At 63.1% G+C, this 17589-nt stretch carries 16 protein-coding genes; 1 reads left to right on the forward strand and 15 read right to left on the reverse strand.

From position 1 onward, the window contains the following. From proS to mce, 3 genes are all read right to left on the reverse strand, one after another. Positions 1 to 1151: proline--tRNA ligase (gene proS, locus EOA36_RS07585; RefSeq protein ID WP_127276484.1), on the reverse strand; the 1151-nt coding region annotated here is incomplete at its 3' end. 650 nt (positions 1152 to 1801) lie between these two features. Beyond that, positions 1802 to 2086, reverse strand: a complete 285-nt coding sequence (locus EOA36_RS07590; RefSeq protein ID WP_127276486.1) for a DUF1467 family protein — start codon at positions 2084 to 2086, stop codon at positions 1802 to 1804. Then, positions 2083 to 2487: a methylmalonyl-CoA epimerase gene (gene mce / locus EOA36_RS07595; RefSeq protein WP_127276488.1), complete on the reverse strand. Its 405-nt coding sequence runs from the start codon at positions 2485 to 2487 to the stop codon at positions 2083 to 2085. The genes EOA36_RS07590 and mce overlap by 4 nt, the downstream gene beginning before the upstream one ends. On the opposite strand from mce, the gene EOA36_RS07600 reads away from it, so the two are divergent. After that, positions 2486 to 3469, forward strand: a complete 984-nt coding sequence (locus EOA36_RS07600) for an MBL fold metallo-hydrolase (RefSeq protein ID WP_245464283.1) — start codon at positions 2486 to 2488, stop codon at positions 3467 to 3469. The two genes, mce and EOA36_RS07600, sit on opposite strands and share 2 nt — an antisense overlap. 21 nt (positions 3470 to 3490) lie before the next feature. On the opposite strand, the gene EOA36_RS07605 is transcribed toward EOA36_RS07600, so the two are convergent. The 12 genes from EOA36_RS07605 to nuoF all read right to left on the reverse strand — a co-directional run. Beyond that, positions 3491 to 5161, reverse strand: coding sequence for a ribonuclease J (locus EOA36_RS07605; RefSeq protein WP_127276490.1), 1671 nt, complete (start codon positions 5159 to 5161; stop codon positions 3491 to 3493). 95 nt (positions 5162 to 5256) lie between these two features. Beyond that, positions 5257 to 6078, reverse strand: a complete 822-nt coding sequence (locus EOA36_RS07610) for a biotin--[acetyl-CoA-carboxylase] ligase (RefSeq protein WP_127276492.1) — start codon at positions 6076 to 6078, stop codon at positions 5257 to 5259. A gap of 4 nt (positions 6079 to 6082) precedes the next feature. Continuing rightward, entirely contained in the window at positions 6083 to 7519 is a 1437-nt protein-coding gene (gene nuoN / locus EOA36_RS07615) for an NADH-quinone oxidoreductase subunit NuoN (RefSeq protein ID WP_127276494.1), read from the reverse strand. A 19-nt stretch (positions 7520 to 7538) separates the two neighbouring features. Then, positions 7539 to 9044 (reverse strand): NADH-quinone oxidoreductase subunit M, encoded by a 1506-nt coding sequence (locus EOA36_RS07620; protein WP_127276496.1) that lies wholly within the window; start codon positions 9042 to 9044, stop codon positions 7539 to 7541. Further along, the gene (gene nuoL / locus EOA36_RS07625; protein ID WP_127276498.1) at positions 9044 to 11017 is read right to left on the reverse strand and encodes an NADH-quinone oxidoreductase subunit L; all 1974 of its coding nucleotides are present in this window, start codon (positions 11015 to 11017) and stop codon (positions 9044 to 9046) included. The genes EOA36_RS07620 and nuoL overlap by 1 nt, the downstream gene beginning before the upstream one ends. Positions 11018 to 11027: 10 nt before the next feature. Next, positions 11028 to 11336 carry an NADH-quinone oxidoreductase subunit NuoK gene (gene nuoK, locus EOA36_RS07630; protein ID WP_127276500.1) on the reverse strand — a complete coding sequence of 103 codons (309 nt, stop codon included), beginning with the start codon at positions 11334 to 11336 and terminating at the stop codon, positions 11028 to 11030. A 1-nt stretch (position 11337) separates the two neighbouring features. Further along, a complete protein-coding gene (locus EOA36_RS07635; RefSeq protein WP_127276502.1) occupies positions 11338 to 11958 on the reverse strand; it encodes an NADH-quinone oxidoreductase subunit J in 621 nt (206 codons plus the stop codon). Between the two features lie 232 nt (positions 11959 to 12190). After that, entirely contained in the window at positions 12191 to 12682 is a 492-nt protein-coding gene (gene nuoI / locus EOA36_RS07640) for an NADH-quinone oxidoreductase subunit NuoI (protein ID WP_023763316.1), read from the reverse strand. Beyond that, entirely contained in the window at positions 12682 to 13725 is a 1044-nt protein-coding gene (gene nuoH, locus EOA36_RS07645; RefSeq protein WP_127276504.1) for an NADH-quinone oxidoreductase subunit NuoH, read from the reverse strand. The genes nuoI and nuoH overlap by 1 nt, the downstream gene beginning before the upstream one ends. A 2-nt stretch (positions 13726 to 13727) precedes the next feature. Beyond that, complete coding sequence (gene nuoG / locus EOA36_RS07650; RefSeq protein ID WP_127276506.1) at positions 13728 to 15809, reverse strand: NADH-quinone oxidoreductase subunit NuoG; 2082 nt, start codon at positions 15807 to 15809, stop codon at positions 13728 to 13730. A gap of 72 nt (positions 15810 to 15881) precedes the next feature. After that, positions 15882 to 16577: an NADH-ubiquinone dehydrogenase gene (locus tag EOA36_RS07655; protein ID WP_127276508.1), complete on the reverse strand. Its 696-nt coding sequence runs from the start codon at positions 16575 to 16577 to the stop codon at positions 15882 to 15884. Positions 16578 to 16644: 67 nt separating this feature from the next. After that, on the reverse strand, positions 16645 to 17589 hold a 945-nt coding region (gene nuoF / locus EOA36_RS07660; protein WP_127276510.1), incomplete at its 5' end, for an NADH-quinone oxidoreductase subunit NuoF.

A 17589-nucleotide genomic window follows, 5' to 3' on the forward strand; every position in this document is an offset into this window, starting at 1 on the left:
GTATCGTCGTAAAGCACATCCTTGCCGGCGGCGGTGAAGGCGGCATTGAGTTCGTCGCAGACGCGATCGCAGTCGGCGTCGCCCGCCTTCATGTTGATCAGGCCGATATCGAACGGCGCCACCGCTTCGGGCCAGATGATGCCATTCTCGTCGTGGCTGGCCTCGATGATCGCCGCGACCAGCCGCGACGGACCGATGCCGTAGGAGCCGCCCGAGGCGAAATGATCCTTGCCGTCGGGCCCGGTCACCTTGGCGCCCATCGGCTTGGAGTATTTCTCGCCGAAGTGGAAGATATGGCCGACCTCGATGCCGCGCGCCGAGACCCGGTCGCCTGTCGGAACCTTCTCCCAGGCCGCCTCGTCATGCATCTCGTCGGTCGCGGCGTAAGGCGTCGTCCACGTCTTGACGATATCGGCAATTTCGCCGTCATTGGCGAAGTCGGTGTTCGCGCCGGGCACGGCAAGCGACAGATAATCGCGATGGCAGAAGACCTGGCTCTCGCCTGTGTCGGCCAGGATGATGAATTCGTGGCTGAGATCGCCGCCGATCGGTCCGGTGTCGGCCCGCATCGGGATTGCCTGCAGGCCCATGCGGGTGAAGGTCCGGAGATAGGAGACGAACATCCTGTTATAGGCGGCTCGCGCGCCCTCGAAGTCGAGATCGAAGGAATAGGCGTCCTTCATCAGGAATTCGCGCGAACGCATCACGCCGAAGCGCGGCCGCACCTCGTCACGGAACTTCCACTGGATATGGTAGAGGTTGAGCGGCAGGTCCTTGTAGGACTTGACGTAAGCGCGAAAAATCTCGGTGACCATCTCCTCGTTGGTCGGTCCGTAGAGCATGTCGCGGTCCTGGCGGTCCTTGATGCGCAGCATCTCCTTGCCATAGTCGTTGTAGCGCCCGCTCTCGCGCCACAGATCGGCCGACTGGATGGTCGGCATGAGAATCTCCAGCGCGCCGGCGCGGTTCTGCTCCTCGCGGATGATCTTGCAGACCTTGTCCAGCACCCGCTTGCCCAGCGGCAGCCAGGAAAAACTGCCCTGCCCCTGCTGGCGGATCATGCCGGCGCGTAGCATCAACCGATGCGAGACGATTTCGGCCTCGCGCGGATTTTCTTTGAGGATAGGCAGGAAATAGCGCGACAAACGCATGGACTGGTCCGTGAATGAGAATGGCCACGCCAGAATCGGCGCGGCGCAGGCTTGCTTGCCCCGGCTTCATAGCGATTTCATGACGGAATGGAAACCCGGCCATCCCTATACATCACCCCCTTCCGGCCCGGAATCCCTCGCTTCCGGATCAGTCGGCGCCGACAATGGAACGCGCCGAACGTCTTCGGGTCGAGCCGCCAATTCTTTGCGCGCGTCAATTGCGAACATGCCGCAAAGGCTCTGTCGAACTCGCCTGTTCGTTTCAAAAGCAAAGCCTGCCGCACTATTGTGCAGTGCAACACGAGAATGCCCGTTTCAAGGCAAAATTCTTCGTGACATTTTCATTTCCGTTGGGCTAATGTGCCCCGATAACCGAGAGGGCGGAGAAAAATCTGCCCTCCTACGCGGTCAAAGTCTTGGGAGGATGCGATCTAGGCGCGGTTACTCGCTGCCGCCGGATAACGGAAACAGATCGGACGCGTTTAATTGCAAGGCCTCGTGCCTTGCATTTTTTTTGTGCAATCATCTGGTTAGCGCCGCAAGTTGCAAGGTTGCGTGACCTTACGTCACCAGACGTTCGGCGGCGAAAACGCGGCAGCATCCCAATCAGCATCCGATGCTCGATGTGGTCGAAAGGACTTGCCGGCTCTCTACTTCGCTGGGGTCTGGCCGAAATCCGGCACGATGTGCGGGATGTCGTTGAGGCTGTATCCCAGCCCGTGCGTCAGACCGTAGAAAATGCCCATCAGGATCGCCGTCGCGATGGTGGTGCGGATCACGGCACGCAACATATGCGGCCCGCGCGGCGCGCTCGGAACCGTGCCCAGCGTCACGTCGTGATCATCGTCCTGCGTCTTGACGCTGAACGGCAGAACGGCAAACAGCACCACCCACCAGGTCGCGAAAAACAGGGCGGTGAACGAGACCCAGCTCATGATTGCTCCAGTTCGATTAGCGTACCGAAGAAATCCTTCGGATGCAGGAACAACACCGGCTTGCCATGCGCACCGATCTTGGGATTGCCGTCGCCAAGCACGCGGGCGCCGGCGGCCTTGAGCTGGTCGCGCGCCGCCAGGATGTCGTCGACCTCGTAGCAGAGATGATGCATGCCGCCTGACGGGTTCTTTGCCAGGAATGCCGCGATCGGCGAGCCCTCGCCAAGCGGCTCCAGCAATTCGATCTTGGTGTTGCCGACATTGACGAACACCACGGTGACACCATGCTCCGACAAAGCCTGCGGCTCGGTCAGTTCGGCGCCGAGCGTGTTGCGGTAAGCTGCAATGGCGGCAGCCAGATCCGGCACCGCAAGCGCGACATGGTTCAGCCGTCCGAGCATGTCCGAGCTTCTTTCTCCCAGATCCAATGACTGGCGTCATACGTTAAATCAGCCGCGATCAACAGCCATTCGGGAAGCGCGCACTGTCGCACCTGTTCCAACCGATATCGGCGAAGTACAAACGGCAATGTCTGGAATCAGCTCTGCCCGCCCCCGTGTTTTTACCTTCGATCTCGGGTCGTTCAAAGTTGCCGCCTTGCTCGATGCCGTCGACATCAGAGACGAGCTTGCATCGGCCTTCGCGGCCGGACAGCCGCCGGCGGCGGTGCTCGAACTCGCGGCCTCGAACTTCATCGACCAGGATCGCTACGAGCATTGCTTCATCCCGACGCTGATCGACACCGGTTCCGAAAAGATCCTGTTCGACACAGGCTGCGGAGATGACGGCGGTTCACTCCCGGACTGCCTGCAAACCCTTGGGCTCGGCCCCGATGACATCGACGTGGTGGTCATCACGCACGGGCACCCGGACCACATTGGCGGGCTGGTCAGGAATGGCCAACCTGTCTTCAGCCGAGCGCGATACGTATTCGGCGCGGCCGAGTTCGCCTTTTGGACCGAAGGAAATGCGGTGCGCTCGGCAAGGTTGGCCAATCGTGATCTGTTCAGGCGGATTTGCACCGGCCTGGCCGACCACGCGACATTCATCGCGCCTGGAGACGAAGTGGTGCCGGGCATCACTGCCATCGACGCGGCCGGTCACTCTCCCGGGCTCTTGGCATTCCTGGTCGAAAGCAGCGGACAGCAATTGCTGATCTGGTCGGACGCTTTCCTGCACTATGTCGTGTCCATCCAGCGTCCGGAGTGGCATGCGGATTTCGACGACGACAAGGAAAAGGCGGTCGAAACCCGCAAGCGGCTGCTGAGCATGGCTGCGGAGCGGCGCCTGCTCGTCGCCGGCCATCACATGCCGTTTCCGGGCCTGGGCCATGTCGGGCAGACAGGCGGGTCCTTTCGCTGGATTCCGGCAGCTATCAGCTGAACGTCTGACCAGCCGCCGCCTTCAGCGGGTGACGAAAACCGTCACCAGCGGTTTCTTGCCCCAGGCTTCGTTGGCCGCGCCGCGCACCGCGCGCCGCACCGCCTCCTGCACGAGGTCGAGGTCCTTGCGGCGCTGACGGGGGATCGAATCGACCGCGCCTACGGCCGCGTCGATCATCAGGTCCTCGAGCGTCTCGCCACGGGCATCGGCCTCGGCGACGCCGATTGCGACCAGGTCGGGATCGCCGGCCAGCTCGTACTTCTCGTCGAGCACGACATTGACCGCGACATGACCGGCAAAGGACAGCTTGCGCCGGTCGCGAATACCCATCGCCTGATCGGTGCCGATCAGATTGCCGTCCTTGTAGACGCGGCCGAACGGCACCTGGTCGATGATGGTGGCGGGTCCTGGCGCGAGCCGCAGCATGTCGCCGTCGCGCACCTGCGCCACCTGGCCGATGCCAGAGGTCGACATCAGCGAGCCCTGCGCCACCAGATGCGCGGCCTCGCCATGCACGGGAACGCCGATCTGCGGGCGCACCCATTCGTACATCTTGCGCAGTTCGCTGCGCCGCGGGTGGCCGGAGACGTGTACCAGTGCGTCGCCGTCCTCGATGATCTTGATGCCGAGATCGATCAGGCGGTTCTTGATTTCGAGGATCGCCTTCTCGTTGCCGGGAATGGTGCGCGAGGAAAACACCACCGTGTCGCCCGCCGTCAGCGACACCGATTTCATCTCGTCGCGCGACAGTTTCGCCAGCGCCGCCAGCGGCTCGCCCTGGCTGCCGGTGCAGATGATGACGAGGTTCTCGCGCGGGATGAAGCCGAAATCCTCCTCGGCGATGAACTCCGGCAGCCCGTCCATATAACCAAGCTCGTCAGCCACATCGATGACGCGCTTCAGCGAGCGGCCGAGCACCAGGCACTGGCGGCCAGCATCGCGCGCTGCCCTGGCGATCGAGACGATACGTCCGACATTGGAGGAGAAGGTGGTGACGGCGACGCGGCCCTTGGCGACCTGGATGACGCCTTTCAGGCCCTCGCCCACCGCCACTTCCGAAGGCGACTCGCCTTCACGCAGCGCATTGGTCGAATCGCAGATCAGCGCCAGCACGCCCTTGTCGCCATAGGCGCGGAACCGCGCCTCGTCGGTCTTGGGTCCAATCGTCGGTTCCGGATCGATCTTCCAGTCACCGGTATGGATGACGGTGCCGGCAGGCGACGTGATCGCCAGCGACATGGGTTCGGGAATCGAGTGCGCCACCGGAATGGCTTCGATCTCGAAGGGACCGACGGTGAACTTTTCGCCCGCCCGGTAGATCGTCAGCGGGATTTTCGGCGCGCCCTGCTCGCCCTGCCGCTTGGCTTCCAGCAGCCCGGCGCTGAACGGCGTCATCCAGACCGGGACCTTCAGCTTCGGCCAGGTGTCGAGCAGCGCGCCGTAATGGTCCTCATGCGCGTGGGTGATGATGATGCCGCGCAGATTGGCGAGGTTCTCCTCGATGAAGCGCGTGTCGGGCAGGATCAGGTCGACGCCCGGATGCGCCGCGTCGGGAAAGGTGACGCCGACATCGATGACGATCCACTCGCGCGCGCTCGGCGGGCCGTAGCCGTAGAGGGCGAAGTTCATGCCGATCTCGCCGACACCGCCGAGCGGCACGAAGACTAGTTCGGCGTTGTCCGCTTTCGCCATGATTTTTCCCTTCCTGGCCCTCAGGCCAAGCCGTTAAAGCAATTCCGGCAAAGGTGTCTAACGGTTTTCAGTCCGGAATTGCCCAAAAAACAAAACTAAACCCGCGCGGAAGCGACCGCACCGAAATGAACATCGCCGGCGGCGACCGTCAGAACAGCCCCCTCATCGTCGCGGATCACGAAACGGCAGTCCTCGTCAATGGTCTCGAACACGCCACGCACCACATTACCGTCAATTCTGACAGCAACCTCGCCGCCAAGGCCCGCGGCACGGGCCAGCCAGCGCTTTCTGATCGCGGCAAGGCCTCGTCCTTCGTCCCAAAGGCGGGCATTCTCGCTCCAGGCATCCGACAGCGCCAGAAAAAGCGTCTCGGCATCGCAGGCAGCGCCCAATGCATGAAGCGATGTCGCGGGATAGGGCAAGTCCTGCGGGTGCGCCACCACATTGACGCCGATGCCGACCGCCACCGCGAAGCGGCCACCGTCGAGCATCGCCGACTCCAGCAGGATGCCGGCCAGCTTGGCCCCGGACGCCAGCACATCGTTCGGCCATTTCAGCTCGAAGCGGTTCTGTCCCTGGCTCGCGCCGTCGAGGCCTACCGAAATGCGGCCCTTCGGCACCACCGCGTCGAGCGCGTCGGCCAGTGCCAACCCGGCGACGAAACCGAGCGTCGCGGCAAGGCGCAGTTCACCGCCGGTGATGACAAGCAGCGTCGCCGCCAGATTGCCTTCCGGCGTTGCCCAGGCACGGCCACGCCGGCCACGCCCGCTTTCCTGCTTCTTGGAAACGACCCAGAGCTTGCCCGGGTCGCCGGCGCGGGCATGGTCCAGCGCCAGCGCGTTGGTCGAGCCGACACTGTCATGCGCCTCGAGCCGGAACCCTTCCGACGCCGAGGTTGGAGCCAGCCGAAATGCCATCCCGTCAGAAAAAAGTCTTGGCGGCGGCTTCGGCATAGGTGCCGATCGGCCCGCCGATCAGCACATAGAACAGCACAAAGGCGCCACTGACGCCGAGCACGACACGCAATTCGCTGGCCATCGGCACGAAGCCGCCGACAGGCTCATCGAACCACATGATCTTGATGATGCGCAGATAATAGTAGGCGCCCACCACCGAGGCCAGCACGCCGATGATCGCCAGCGCATAGAGATTGGCGTTGATGGCGGCGAGGAAGACGTACCACTTTCCCCAGAAGCCGGCGAGCGGCGGAATGCCGGCCAGCGAGAACATCAGGATGGTCAGGATCGTCGCCATGACCGGGTTGGTCGACGACAGGCCGGCGAGATCGCTGATCTGTTCGACATTGCCTTCCTTGCGCCGCATGGCGAGGATGAAGGCGAAGGTGCCGAGCGTCATCACCAGGTAGATCAGCATATAGATGGCGACGCCGCGCACGCCGGCCTGGCTGTTGGCGGCAAGGCCGACCAGCGCGTAGCCCATATGGCCGATCGAGGAATAGGCCATCAGCCGCTTGATGTTGGTCTGGCCAATGGCGGCGAAGGCGCCAAGCGCCATCGAGGCGATCGAGATAAAGACGATGATCTGCTGCCAGTCGGAAGCGATCGGCTTGAACGCGCCCATGGTGACGCGCACGATCAGCGCCATCGCCGCCATCTTGGGCGCCGCCGCCAGGAAGGCCGTCACCGGGGTCGGGGCGCCCTCATAGACGTCCGGCGTCCACATGTGGAACGGCACCGCCGATATCTTGAAGGCAAGTCCGGCCAGCACGAAGACGAGGCCGAAGACGAGGCCAAGCTGGCGTTCTCCGCTGCCCAGCGCGGTCGCGATCTCCTGGAAGCCGGTGTTGCCGGTGTAACCGTAGACCAGGCTGATGCCGTAGAGCAGCATGCCCGATGACAGCGCGCCGAGGACGAAATATTTCAGGCCGGCTTCGGTCGAACGCAGATTGTCGCGGTTGATCGCCGCCAGCACATAGATCGCCAGCGACTGCAGTTCGAGGCCGAGATAGAGCCCGATCATGCCGTTGGCCGAGATCATCAGCATCATGCCGAGCGTGCAAAGCAGGATCAGCACCGGATATTCGAACTTGTCGAAACGCTCCGCCTTGGCAAAGCGCATCGACATGATGAGCGTCACCGCCGAGCCGACCAGGGCCAGCACCTTCATGAAGCGGGCGAAGGAGTCCTGGATGAAGGCGTGGCCATAGGCGCTGCCCTGCCCTGCGTGGAAGATCAGCCAGGCGCCCGCGATCACCAGCACGGCCACGGCAAGGCCGGTCACCGTACTTGCGGTTTTGGAACGCGAATAGGCCCCGACCATCAGCAGCGCGAGCGCGCCGATGGCAAGGATCAGCTCGGGCGTCGAGAGCGACAGGCTGGAGAGAAGGTCCGGCGTCATGGTTCGCAAAACCCCTGGGTCAGTTCGCCGCCGCGGTCTGCGCGGCGCCGATGGATGCGGTGACATTGGTGACGAGCGACTTGACCGACTGGGCCGTCGCGTCGAAGACGGGTGCGGGATAGACGCCGAAGAAGATGACCAGCACGACCAGCGGATAGATGATCGCCTTCTCGCGGGTCGACAGGTCGAGCAGCCCCTTCAGGCTGTCCTTGGTCAGCGCGCCGAAAATCACCCGGCGATAGAGCCAGAGCGCATAGGCGGCCGACAGGATGACGCCGGTGGCGGCGAAGAACGCCACCCAGGTGTTGACGCGGAACACGCCGAGCATGGTCAGGAACTCGCCGACGAAGCCTGACGTGCCCGGCAAGCCGACATTGGCCATGGTGAAGACCATGAACACGGTGGCGTATTTCGGCATGTTGTTGACGAGGCCGCCATAGGCGGCGATCTCACGCGTGTGCATGCGGTCATAGATGACGCCGACGCAGAGGAACAGCGCGCCCGAGACCAGGCCGTGGCTGAGCATCTGGAAGATCGCGCCCTGCACGCCTTCCTGGTTCATGGCGAAGATGCCCATGGTGACGAAGCCCATATGGGCGACCGACGAATAGGCGATCAGCTTCTTCATGTCCTCCTGCATCAGCGCCACCAGCGAGGTGTAGATGATGGCGACGACCGACAGCGTGAACACCAGCGGCGCGAACATTTCGGACGCCAGCGGGAACATCGGCAAGGAGAAGCGCAGGAAGCCGTACCCGCCCATTTTCAAGAGAATGGCCGCCAGGATGACCGAACCGGCCGTCGGCGCCTCGACGTGTGCGTCGGGCAGCCAGGTGTGCACCGGCCACATCGGCATCTTCACCGCGAAGGAGGCGAAGAAGGCGAGCCATAGCCAGGTCTGCATGTTGGCCGGGAAGCTGTGCGTCAGGAGCGTCGGAATGTCGGTCGTGCCGGACTGGTAGAACATCGCCATGATGGCGAGCAGCATCAGCACCGAGCCGGCCAGCGTATAGAGGAAGAACTTGAACGAGGCGTAGACGCGCCGCTTGCCGCCCCACACACCGATGATGATGAACATCGGGATCAGGCCGGCCTCGAAGAAGACGTAGAACAGCACGATGTCCAGCGCGCAGAACACGCCGATCATCAGCGTTTCCAGCAGCAGGAAGGCAATCATGTACGCCTTGACGCGCTTCTCGATCGCTTCCCACGACGCCAGGATGCAAAGCGGCATCAGGAAGGTCGTCAGGATGACGAACAGCATGGAAATGCCGTCGACGCCCATATGGTAGGAAATGCCGGAGTCGAGCCAGGCCACCTTCTCAACGAACTGGAAGCCGGCCTGCGAATTGTCGAAGCCGGTCCAGATAAACAGCGAGATGATGAACGTGAATGTCGTGGTCAACAGCGCGATGGCGCGGATGTTGCGGCGTGCGTTTTCACTGTCATCATTGATGAACAGGATCAGCAGCACACCAACCAACGGCAGGAAGGTGACCAGCGAGAGGATTGGCCAGGCGGTCATCAGAGCATCATCCAGGTGACGAGTGCGGCAACGCCGATCAGCATGGCGAAGGCATAGTGGTAGAGGTAGCCGGTCTGCAGCTTGACGACGCGGTTGGTGACATCGACGACGCGCGCCGAAACGCCGTCAGGCCCCAGGCCATCGATGATGGTCCCGTCGCCGGTCTTCCACAGGAAGGAACCGAGGCGCTTGGCCGGCCGCACGAACAGGAAGTCGTAGAGTTCGTCGAAGTACCACTTGTTGAGCAGGAAGGCGTAGAGCCCGCGATGCCGCGCGGCGAGATCGACCGGCATTTCCGGCGAGCGGATGTAGAACTTCCAGGCCAATGCCAGGCCGATCAGCATGGCGATGAAGGGCGACAGCTCGACCCACAGCGGCAATTCGTGGATTTCGTGCAGGATATGGTTGTCCGCCAGGGTGAACAGTGACGCCTTCCAGAATTCGGCATAGCCCTCGCCGATGAAGGCGCCGTGGAAGATGATGCCTGCAAACAAAGCGCCGGCCGCCAGGATGAACAGCGGCACCAGCATCACCGGCGGCGATTCATGGACGTGATGCATCACATCGTGGCTCGCCCGCGGCTCGCCATGGAAGGTCATGAAGATCAGCCGCCAGGAATAGAAGGAGGTGAAGCCGGCGGCGATCACCAACAGCACGAAGGCCAGGCCCGCAGCCGAATTATGGCCGGCAAAGGCCGTCTCGATGATGGCGTCCTTGGAGAAGAAGCCGGCGGTGCCGATCACGGTCACGGGAATGCCGACGCCGGTCAGCGCCAGTGTGCCGATCACCATCATCCAGTAGGTGGTCGGGATCAGCTTCCTCAAGCCGCCCATCTTGCGCATGTCCTGCTCGTCGGAGACGGCATGGATGACCGAGCCCGAGCCAAGGAACAGCAGCGCCTTGAAGAAGGCATGCGTGAACAGGTGGAAGATGGCAGCGCCATAGGCGCCGACGCCGAGCGCCACGAACATGTAGCCGAGCTGCGAGCAGGTCGAATAGGCAATGACGCGCTTGATGTCGTTCTGGACGAGACCGACGGTCGCGGCGAAGAATGCGGTGAAGGCGCCGATGAAGGTCACCACCGTCAGCGCCGAATGCGACAGCTCGAACAGTGGCGACAGCCGCGCCAGCATGAACACGCCGGCCGTCACCATGGTGGCGGCATGGATGAGTGCCGACACCGGGGTCGGGCCCTCCATGGCGTCGGGCAGCCAGGTGTGCAGCGGCACCTGCGCCGACTTGCCCATGGCGCCCATGAACAAGAGCAGGCAGACGACGGTCATCGCCGCCTGCTTGTCGAGCGCATGGCCGAGGAAGGTGAGCACAGCGGCACCCTGTGGCGCGCCTTCAGCGGGAATGAACGTCGCCGCATTGGCGAAGATGGTGCCGAGATTGACCGAGCCGAACAGCACGAAGAGGCCGAAAATGCCGAGCGCGAAACCGAAATCGCCGACGCGGTTGACGACGAAGGCCTTTATTGCCGCGGCATTGGCCGATGGCTTCTTGTACCAGAAGCCGATCAGCAGGTAGGACGCGAGGCCCACCCCTTCCCAGCCGAAGAACATCTGCACGAGGTTGTCTGCCGTCACCAGCATCAGCATGGCGAAGGTGAACAGCGACAGATAGGCGAAGAAGCGCGGCCGGTTGGGATCGTGGTGCATGTAGCCGATCGAATAGACGTGAACCAGCGCCGACACGGTGTTGACCACCACCAGCATCACCACCGTCAGCGTGTCGATCCGCAGCGCCCAGGAGACGTCCAGCCCGCCGGACTGGATCCAGTGCAGCACCGGCACGGTGAACACCTCGCCATGGCCGAAACCGACGCTGAAGAAGGCGACCCATGACAGCACGGCCGCGATCACCAGGAAGCCGGAGGTGATGTATTCGGACGCCTTGGCACCGAGCGCGTTGCCGAACAGGCCGACGATCAGGAAGCCGAGCAGTGGAAGGAAGACGATCGCTTGATACATAGTCGCCCCGTCAACCCTTCATGGTGTTCACGTCTTCGACCGCGATCGAGCCACGGTTGCGGAAGAAGACGACGAGAATGGCAAGTCCGATGGCGGCTTCAGCCGCCGCGACCGTCAGCACGAACAGCGCGAACACCTGGCCGACCAGATCGCCGAGCGCCGCCGAGAAGGCGACGAAATTGATGTTGACCGCGAGCAGGATCAATTCGACCGACATCAGAATGACGATGATGTTGCGGCGGTTGAGGAAGATGCCGAACACGCCGAGCGTGAACAGAACGGCCGATACGGTCAGATAATGTGCGATGCCGACGACCATCTCAGACTCCTTCGCCCGACTTGACCTTGCGGATTTCCATGCCGGTCGCCGCGGTGCGGCCGACCTGGGCGGCGATCGACTGCCGCTTGACCCCTTCCTTGTGGCGCAGCGTCAGGACGATGGCGCCGATCATGGCAACCAGCAGGATGAGGCCCGAAATCTGGAAGTAGTAGAGGTAGTCGGTATAGAGGATGTCGCCGAGCGCTGCCGTGTTGGAGCGCGCGGCGAGATCCGGGATGGGCTTTGCGACCGTCGCGGCGAGTTTCGGCGCGAATGTGTAGCCACCCAGCACGACGATCAGCTCCGCCGCCAGGATCAGCCCGACCAGCGCGCCGATCGGCGCGTATTGCAGGGCTCCCTCCTTCATCTCGGCGAAGTCGACGTCAAGCATCATGACGACGAACAGGAACAGCACCATGACCGCGCCGACATAGACGACGAGCAGGATCATCGCCAGGAACTCGGCGCCGGTCAGCATGAACAGGCCGGCGGCGTTGAAGAAGGTCAGGATCAGGAACAGCACCGAATGCACGGGGTTGCGCGACGAAATGACCATGAACGCCGACGCCACCGCGACAAAGGCGAAGAGGTAGAAAAAGGCCGCCTCTAGTCCACTCAGCATTGGGGATCCCCCGGGTTCCTTTCCAAACAGGACACTCGCCCTGTTCGTTGTCTCTGGCTTCGTCGTACCGAAGCCGCGTTGTCCTATCGCATGTTCCGATCGGGTTGAAATACCCGATCGAAAGAAACATGCGACACTTTTGTCTTCCGGAGGATGATCTTGTCCGAAAAGTCTGCAACTTTTCGGGATCATCCTCTAGACGAGGCCCTTCGCCCCGTCCATGCGTCAAATCTCAGCGATAGGGCGAGTCCAGCGAGATGTTGCGCGCCAGTTCGCGCTCCCACCGGTCGCCATTCGCCAGCAGCCTGTCCTTGTCGTAGTAGAGTTCCTCGCGCGTCTCCGTCGCGAACTCGAAATTCGGCCCCTCGACGATGGCGTCGACCGGGCAGGCTTCCTGGCAGAAGCCGCAATAGATGCACTTCACCATGTCGATGTCGTAACGCACCGTGCGGCGCGTGCCGTCATTGCGGCGCGGGCCGGCCTCGATGGTGATCGCCTGCGCCGGGCAGATCGCCTCGCACAGCTTGCAGGCAATGCAGCGTTCCTCGCCATTGGGATAGCGACGCAGCGCGTGCTCGCCGCGGAAGCGCGGGCTGACCGGCCCCTTCTCGTGCGGATAGTTGATCGTCTCCTTCGGCGCGAAGAACTGGCGCATCGACAGGAAGAAAGCGCTGACGAAATCCTGCAGCAGCAGCGATTTGGCGGCCTGGGACAAAGCGGACATCACGCAAACCCCGTGATCTTGAGGAAGGCCGCGGTGGCGACGACCATGAACAGCGAGATCGGCAGGAACACCTTCCAGCCCAGCCGCATCAGCTGGTCGTAGCGGTAGCGCGGCACGAAGGCCTTCACCATCGAAATGCCGAAGAACACGAAGCAGACCTTCAGCACGAACCAGATGACGCCCGGCACCCAGGTGAAGGGCGCGAAGTCGAAGGGCGGCAGCCAGCCGCCGAGGAACAGGATGGTGGCCAGCGCGCACATCAAGACGATCGCGACATACTCGCCCAGGAAGAACAGGAGGAACGGCGTCGACGAATATTCGACCATGTGGCCGGCGACCAGCTCCGATTCGGCTTCCACCAGATCGAAAGGCGGCCGGTTCGTCTCGGCCAGCGCCGAGATGAAGAAGATGATGAACATCGGGAACAGGGCCAGCCAGTTCCAGTCGAGGAATGTGTTGGGCAGGCCGAGCCGCGTGCCAATTCCGTCATGCTGCGACAGCACGATATCGCTGAGGTTGAGCGAGCCGGCGGTGAGCAGCACGGTGACGATGACGAAGCCGATCGAGACTTCATAGGATACCATCTGCGCGGCCGAACGCAGCGCGCCGAGGAACGGATATTTCGAGTTCGACGCCCAGCCGCCCATGATCACGCCATAGACCTCCAGCGAGGAGATGGCGAAGACATAGAGGATGCCGACATTGACGTTGGCGATCGCCCAACCCTGGCTGACCGGAATGACCGCCCAGGCCGAGATCGCCAGAACGGCCGAGACCAGCGGCGCCAGCAGGAAGACGCCCTTGTTGGCGCCTGACGGGATGACCGGCTCCTTGAAGACGAACTTCAACAGGTCGGCGAAGGCCTGCAGCGTGCCCCAGGGGCCGACGACGTTCGGGCCACGGCGAAGCTGCACCGCCGCCCAGATCTTGCGGTCGGCGTAGAGGATATAGGCGACGAAGATCAGCAGCACGACGATCAGCACGACTGATTTCATAAGGATCAGCAGCGCCGGCAGCACGTAGAAGGAGAAGAAGGTGTCCATGCTTATTCCGCCGCCTGCTTGAAGCCGCTCTTGGCCAGTGCCGAGCATTCCGCCATCACGGCCGATGCCCGCGCGATCGCGTTGGTCAGATAGAAATCCTTGACCGGCGAGGTGAAGGTGCCCTTGTTCAGCCGCCCGCCGAGCTTCGCCACGCTGGCGATATCCTCGGCATTGCCGGCCGCGACCTGGTCGATGCGGGCCAGATGCGGGTATTCGCCATAGAGCTTGGCACGCAGTTGCGGCAGCGAGTCGAATGGCAGTTTCTTGCCCAGCACGTCGGACAGCGCCCGCAATATGGCCCAATCCTCGCGCGCATCGCCCGGTGCGAAGCCGGCGCGGTTGGTCTGCTGCACACGCCCCTCTGTGTTGACGTAGGTGCCGGACTTTTCGGTATAGGCCGCCGCCGGCAGGATGACATTGGCGCGGTGCGCGCCGGCGTCGCCATGCGTGCCGACATAGACGACAAAGGCACCGCCGGTCTTGCTCATGTCGATCTCGTCGGCACCGAGCAGGAACAGCACATCCGTCTCGCCCAGCATGCCGGCAACGTTCTTGCCGCCTTCGCCCGGCACGAAGCCGAGGTCGAGGCCGCCGACGCGTGCCGCCGCATTGTGCAGCACGGCAAAGCCGTTCCAGTCGGCGCGAGCAGCATTCACGGCAGCGGCGAGCCTGGCCGCCTGGCCGAGCACGGCCGCACCGTCGGCGCGCGCCAGCGCGCCCTGGCCGACGATGATCAGGGGATGCGTCGCCTTCTTCAGCGTCTGGAAGAACTTGCCGTTGCCGTCCGCCAGATCCTTGAGCGAGTCCGGCCCGGCGCCCAGTTGTTCGTAGTCATAGCGCGTGTCGCCGACATCGCCGATGACGCCGACCGGCAGATTGCCGAGGCGCCAGCGCTTGCGGATGCGGGCATTGAGCACCGAGGCCTCGAAGCGCGGATTGGCGCCGATGATCAGCACCGCGTCGGCCTGCTCGATGCCTTCGATGGTCGGGTTGAAGATATAGCTGGCGCGTCCGAGCGCCGGATCGAGCGCGGCGCCGTCCTGGCGGCAATCGGTGTTCTTCGAACCGAGCGAAGCCATCAAGAGCTTCAACGCAAAGATTTCCTCGACAGCCGCGAGATCGCCCGCGACCGCGCCGATCTTCTCAGGCGTCGTCTTCGACACCGCGTCCTTGATCGATGCGAAGGCTTCGGCCCAGCTCGCCGGAACCAGCTTGCCGTCCTTGCGCACATAGGGGCGGTCGAGGCGCTGCGTGCGCAGGCCGTCCCAGATGAAGCGCGTCTTGTCGGAAATCCATTCCTCGTTCACCGCCTCGTTGACGCGCGGTAGGATGCGCATCACTTCGCGGCCACGGCTATCGACGCGGATCGCCGAGCCGACAGCGTCCATCACGTCGATGGATTCAGTCTTGGTCAGTTCCCACGGCCGCGCCTGGAAGGCGAAGGGCTTGGAGGTCAGCGCGCCGACCGGGCAGAGATCGATGACATTGCCCTGCAGCTCCGAGGTCATCGCCTGTTCGAGATAGGTGGTGATCTCGGCATCCTCGCCGCGGCCGATCAGGCCGAGCTCGGAGATGCCGGCGACCTCGGTGGTGAAGCGGACGCAGCGCGTGCAGTGGATGCAGCGATTCATCACCGTCTTGACCAGCGGGCCGATATACTTGTCTTCGACCGCGCGCTTGTTCTCGTGATAGCGCGAGGAATCGACGCCGAAGGCCATCGCCTGGTCCTGCAGGTCGCACTCGCCGCCCTGGTCGCAGATCGGGCAATCCAGCGGGTGGTTGATCAGCAGGAATTCCATCACGCCTTCCCGGGCCTTCTTGACCATCGGCGTGTTGGTGAAGATTTCCGGCGGCTCGCCGTTCGGACCGGGGCGCAGGTCGCGCACGCCCATGGCGCAGGAGGCCTGCGGCTTGGGCGGCCCGCCCTTCACCTCGATCAGGCACATGCGGCAATTGCCGGCGATCGACAGCCGCTCATGGAAGCAGAAGCGCGGCACTTCCGCGCCCGCGTCTTCCGCCGCCTGCAGCAGCGTATAGTGGTCGGGTACAGTGATTTCTTTCCCGTCGACCTTGAGCTTTGCCATTCGCTTCAAACCCCTGCGGATTTCCCGCAATCTCTTTTCCGGTCGCGACCGACGCCGCGCCCGACATTTCGTTTACTTCTTGGCGGCCAGCGCCGCGGCCTGGGCAGTCCAGTCGTCACGGCCGATACGGCCGTTGAACGAGAGATAATCGTCGACCCAGGCGATCTCCTGCGGCGACCATTGGGCGATCTGGGCGTAAGTCCAGATACCCAGCCCGTTCAACACCTTCTCCAGCTTCGGGCCGATGCCCGATATCGCCTTGAGGTCGGACGGTTTCGCTGGCTTCTCCATGGCCTTGGGCTGCCTGAAATCTTCCGGCAACAGCACATCGGAGGTCTCACCCGCTGCCGGAGCTGCATCCGCGGCTGGCGCGATGACCGCGGCCTCCCTGGCTGCGATACCGGTGACCTCCTGGGCGAAGGACTGCGCCTCGGCCATCATGGTCTTCGCCGTCGCCCGCGCCCTGATGGACGACGAGTTCGCGTCCTCGAATTGCTCGACGCGCGCCTCGAAATCCTCGATCAGCGGCTGCATGAGCCGATGTGATGCCTCGGCGGCTCCCGAAAGCGCCCCCATCCAGACGCCGAAGGCATGATTGGCGAGCCCCATGCCAAGCGCCGACATCGCCACTGCACCCGCGACAGGGTGCGCGAAAAGGTTGACGGCGCTGGCCATCTCCTTCGGCATCATCCTTGTCAGGTCCTGGTTCATCTTCTCGATCTGGTCCAAATTGGGCATCAATGAGTAGGGTGTCGAATACGGCGCCATAGAGTTCTCCTGGTCGTTTCTTCGTTCGCCCCGCCCCGTTTTCTTCCCGAGTTCAAAAAGTTTCTTTTTATTCCGCCGCCACCATCACCGGTTCGGCCCGGTGCGCGTTGCGCGAAAACTCGTCGATGCGCCGCTCCACCTCGCCACGGAAATGCCGCATCAGGCCCTGGATCGGCCAGGCCGCGGCATCGCCCAGCGCACAGATCGTGTGGCCCTCGACCTGCTTGGTGACGTCGAGCAGCATGTCGATCTCGCGCTTCTGCGCCTCGCCGCGCACCAGCCGCTCCATCACCCGCCACATCCAGCCTGTGCCCTCGCGGCATGGCGTGCACTGACCGCAGCTCTCGTGCTTGTAGAAGTAGGAAAGCCGCGCGATCGCCTTCACGACATCGGTCGACTTGTCCATGACGATGACGGCCGCCGTGCCGAGGCCGGATTTGAGGTCGCGCAGCGCGTCGAAATCCATCGGCGTGTCGATGATCTGCTCGGCCGGCACCAGCGGCACCGAGGCGCCGCCCGGAATGACCGCAAGCAGATTGTCCCAGCCGCCGCGGATGCCGCCACAATGCGTCTCGATCAGTTCGCGGAACGGGATCGACATCGCCTCTTCGACGGTGCACGGATTGTTGACGTGGCCGGAGACGCAGAACAGCTTGGTGCCGACATTGTTGGGCCGGCCGAAGGACGAGAACCACGCGGCTCCGCGGCGCAGGATGGTCGGCGCCACCGCGATCGATTCGACATTGTTGACCGTGGTCGGGCAGCCATAGAGGCCGACATTGGCCGGGAATGGCGGCTTCAGCCGGGGCTGGCCCTTCTTGCCTTCGAGGCTTTCGAGCAGCGCGGTTTCCTCGCCGCAGATATAGGCGCCGGCGCCGTGATGCATGTAGATTTCGAAATCGTAGCCCGACGTGTTGTTCTTGCCGATCAGCTTGGCCTCGTACGCCTCTTCGATCGCCCGCTGCAGCGCCTCGCGCTCGCGGATGAACTCGCCGCGCACATAGATATAGGC

The organism is Mesorhizobium sp. M8A.F.Ca.ET.021.01.1.1, from assembly GCF_003998025.1.
Lineage (GTDB): Bacteria > Pseudomonadota > Alphaproteobacteria > Rhizobiales > Rhizobiaceae > Mesorhizobium.

Excerpts from the sequence above, each read along its gene's own strand:
- EOA36_RS07590 (WP_127276486.1), bottom strand. The coding sequence starts at position 2,086 with ATGAGCTGGGTCTCGTTCACCGCCCTGTTTTTCGCGACCTGGTGGGTG.
- EOA36_RS07600 (WP_245464283.1), top strand. The coding sequence starts at position 2,486 with ATGTCCGAGCTTCTTTCTCCCAGATCCAATGACTGGCGTCATACGTTA.
- mce (WP_127276488.1), bottom strand. The coding sequence starts at position 2,487 with ATGCTCGGACGGCTGAACCATGTCGCGCTTGCGGTGCCGGATCTGGCT.
- EOA36_RS07605 (WP_127276490.1), bottom strand. The coding sequence starts at position 5,161 with ATGGCGAAAGCGGACAACGCCGAACTAGTCTTCGTGCCGCTCGGCGGT.
- EOA36_RS07610 (WP_127276492.1), bottom strand. The coding sequence starts at position 6,078 with ATGGCATTTCGGCTGGCTCCAACCTCGGCGTCGGAAGGGTTCCGGCTC.
- nuoN (WP_127276494.1), bottom strand. The coding sequence starts at position 7,519 with ATGACGCCGGACCTTCTCTCCAGCCTGTCGCTCTCGACGCCCGAGCTG.
- EOA36_RS07620 (WP_127276496.1), bottom strand. The coding sequence starts at position 9,044 with ATGACCGCCTGGCCAATCCTCTCGCTGGTCACCTTCCTGCCGTTGGTT.
- nuoL (WP_127276498.1), bottom strand. The coding sequence starts at position 11,017 with ATGTATCAAGCGATCGTCTTCCTTCCACTGCTCGGCTTCCTGATCGTC.
- nuoK (WP_127276500.1), bottom strand. The coding sequence starts at position 11,336 with ATGGTCGTCGGCATCGCACATTATCTGACCGTATCGGCCGTTCTGTTC.
- EOA36_RS07635 (WP_127276502.1), bottom strand. The coding sequence starts at position 11,958 with ATGCTGAGTGGACTAGAGGCGGCCTTTTTCTACCTCTTCGCCTTTGTC.
- nuoI (WP_023763316.1), bottom strand. The coding sequence starts at position 12,682 with ATGTCCGCTTTGTCCCAGGCCGCCAAATCGCTGCTGCTGCAGGATTTC.
- nuoH (WP_127276504.1), bottom strand. The coding sequence starts at position 13,725 with ATGGACACCTTCTTCTCCTTCTACGTGCTGCCGGCGCTGCTGATCCTT.
- nuoG (WP_127276506.1), bottom strand. The coding sequence starts at position 15,809 with ATGGCAAAGCTCAAGGTCGACGGGAAAGAAATCACTGTACCCGACCAC.
- EOA36_RS07655 (WP_127276508.1), bottom strand. The coding sequence starts at position 16,577 with ATGGCGCCGTATTCGACACCCTACTCATTGATGCCCAATTTGGACCAG.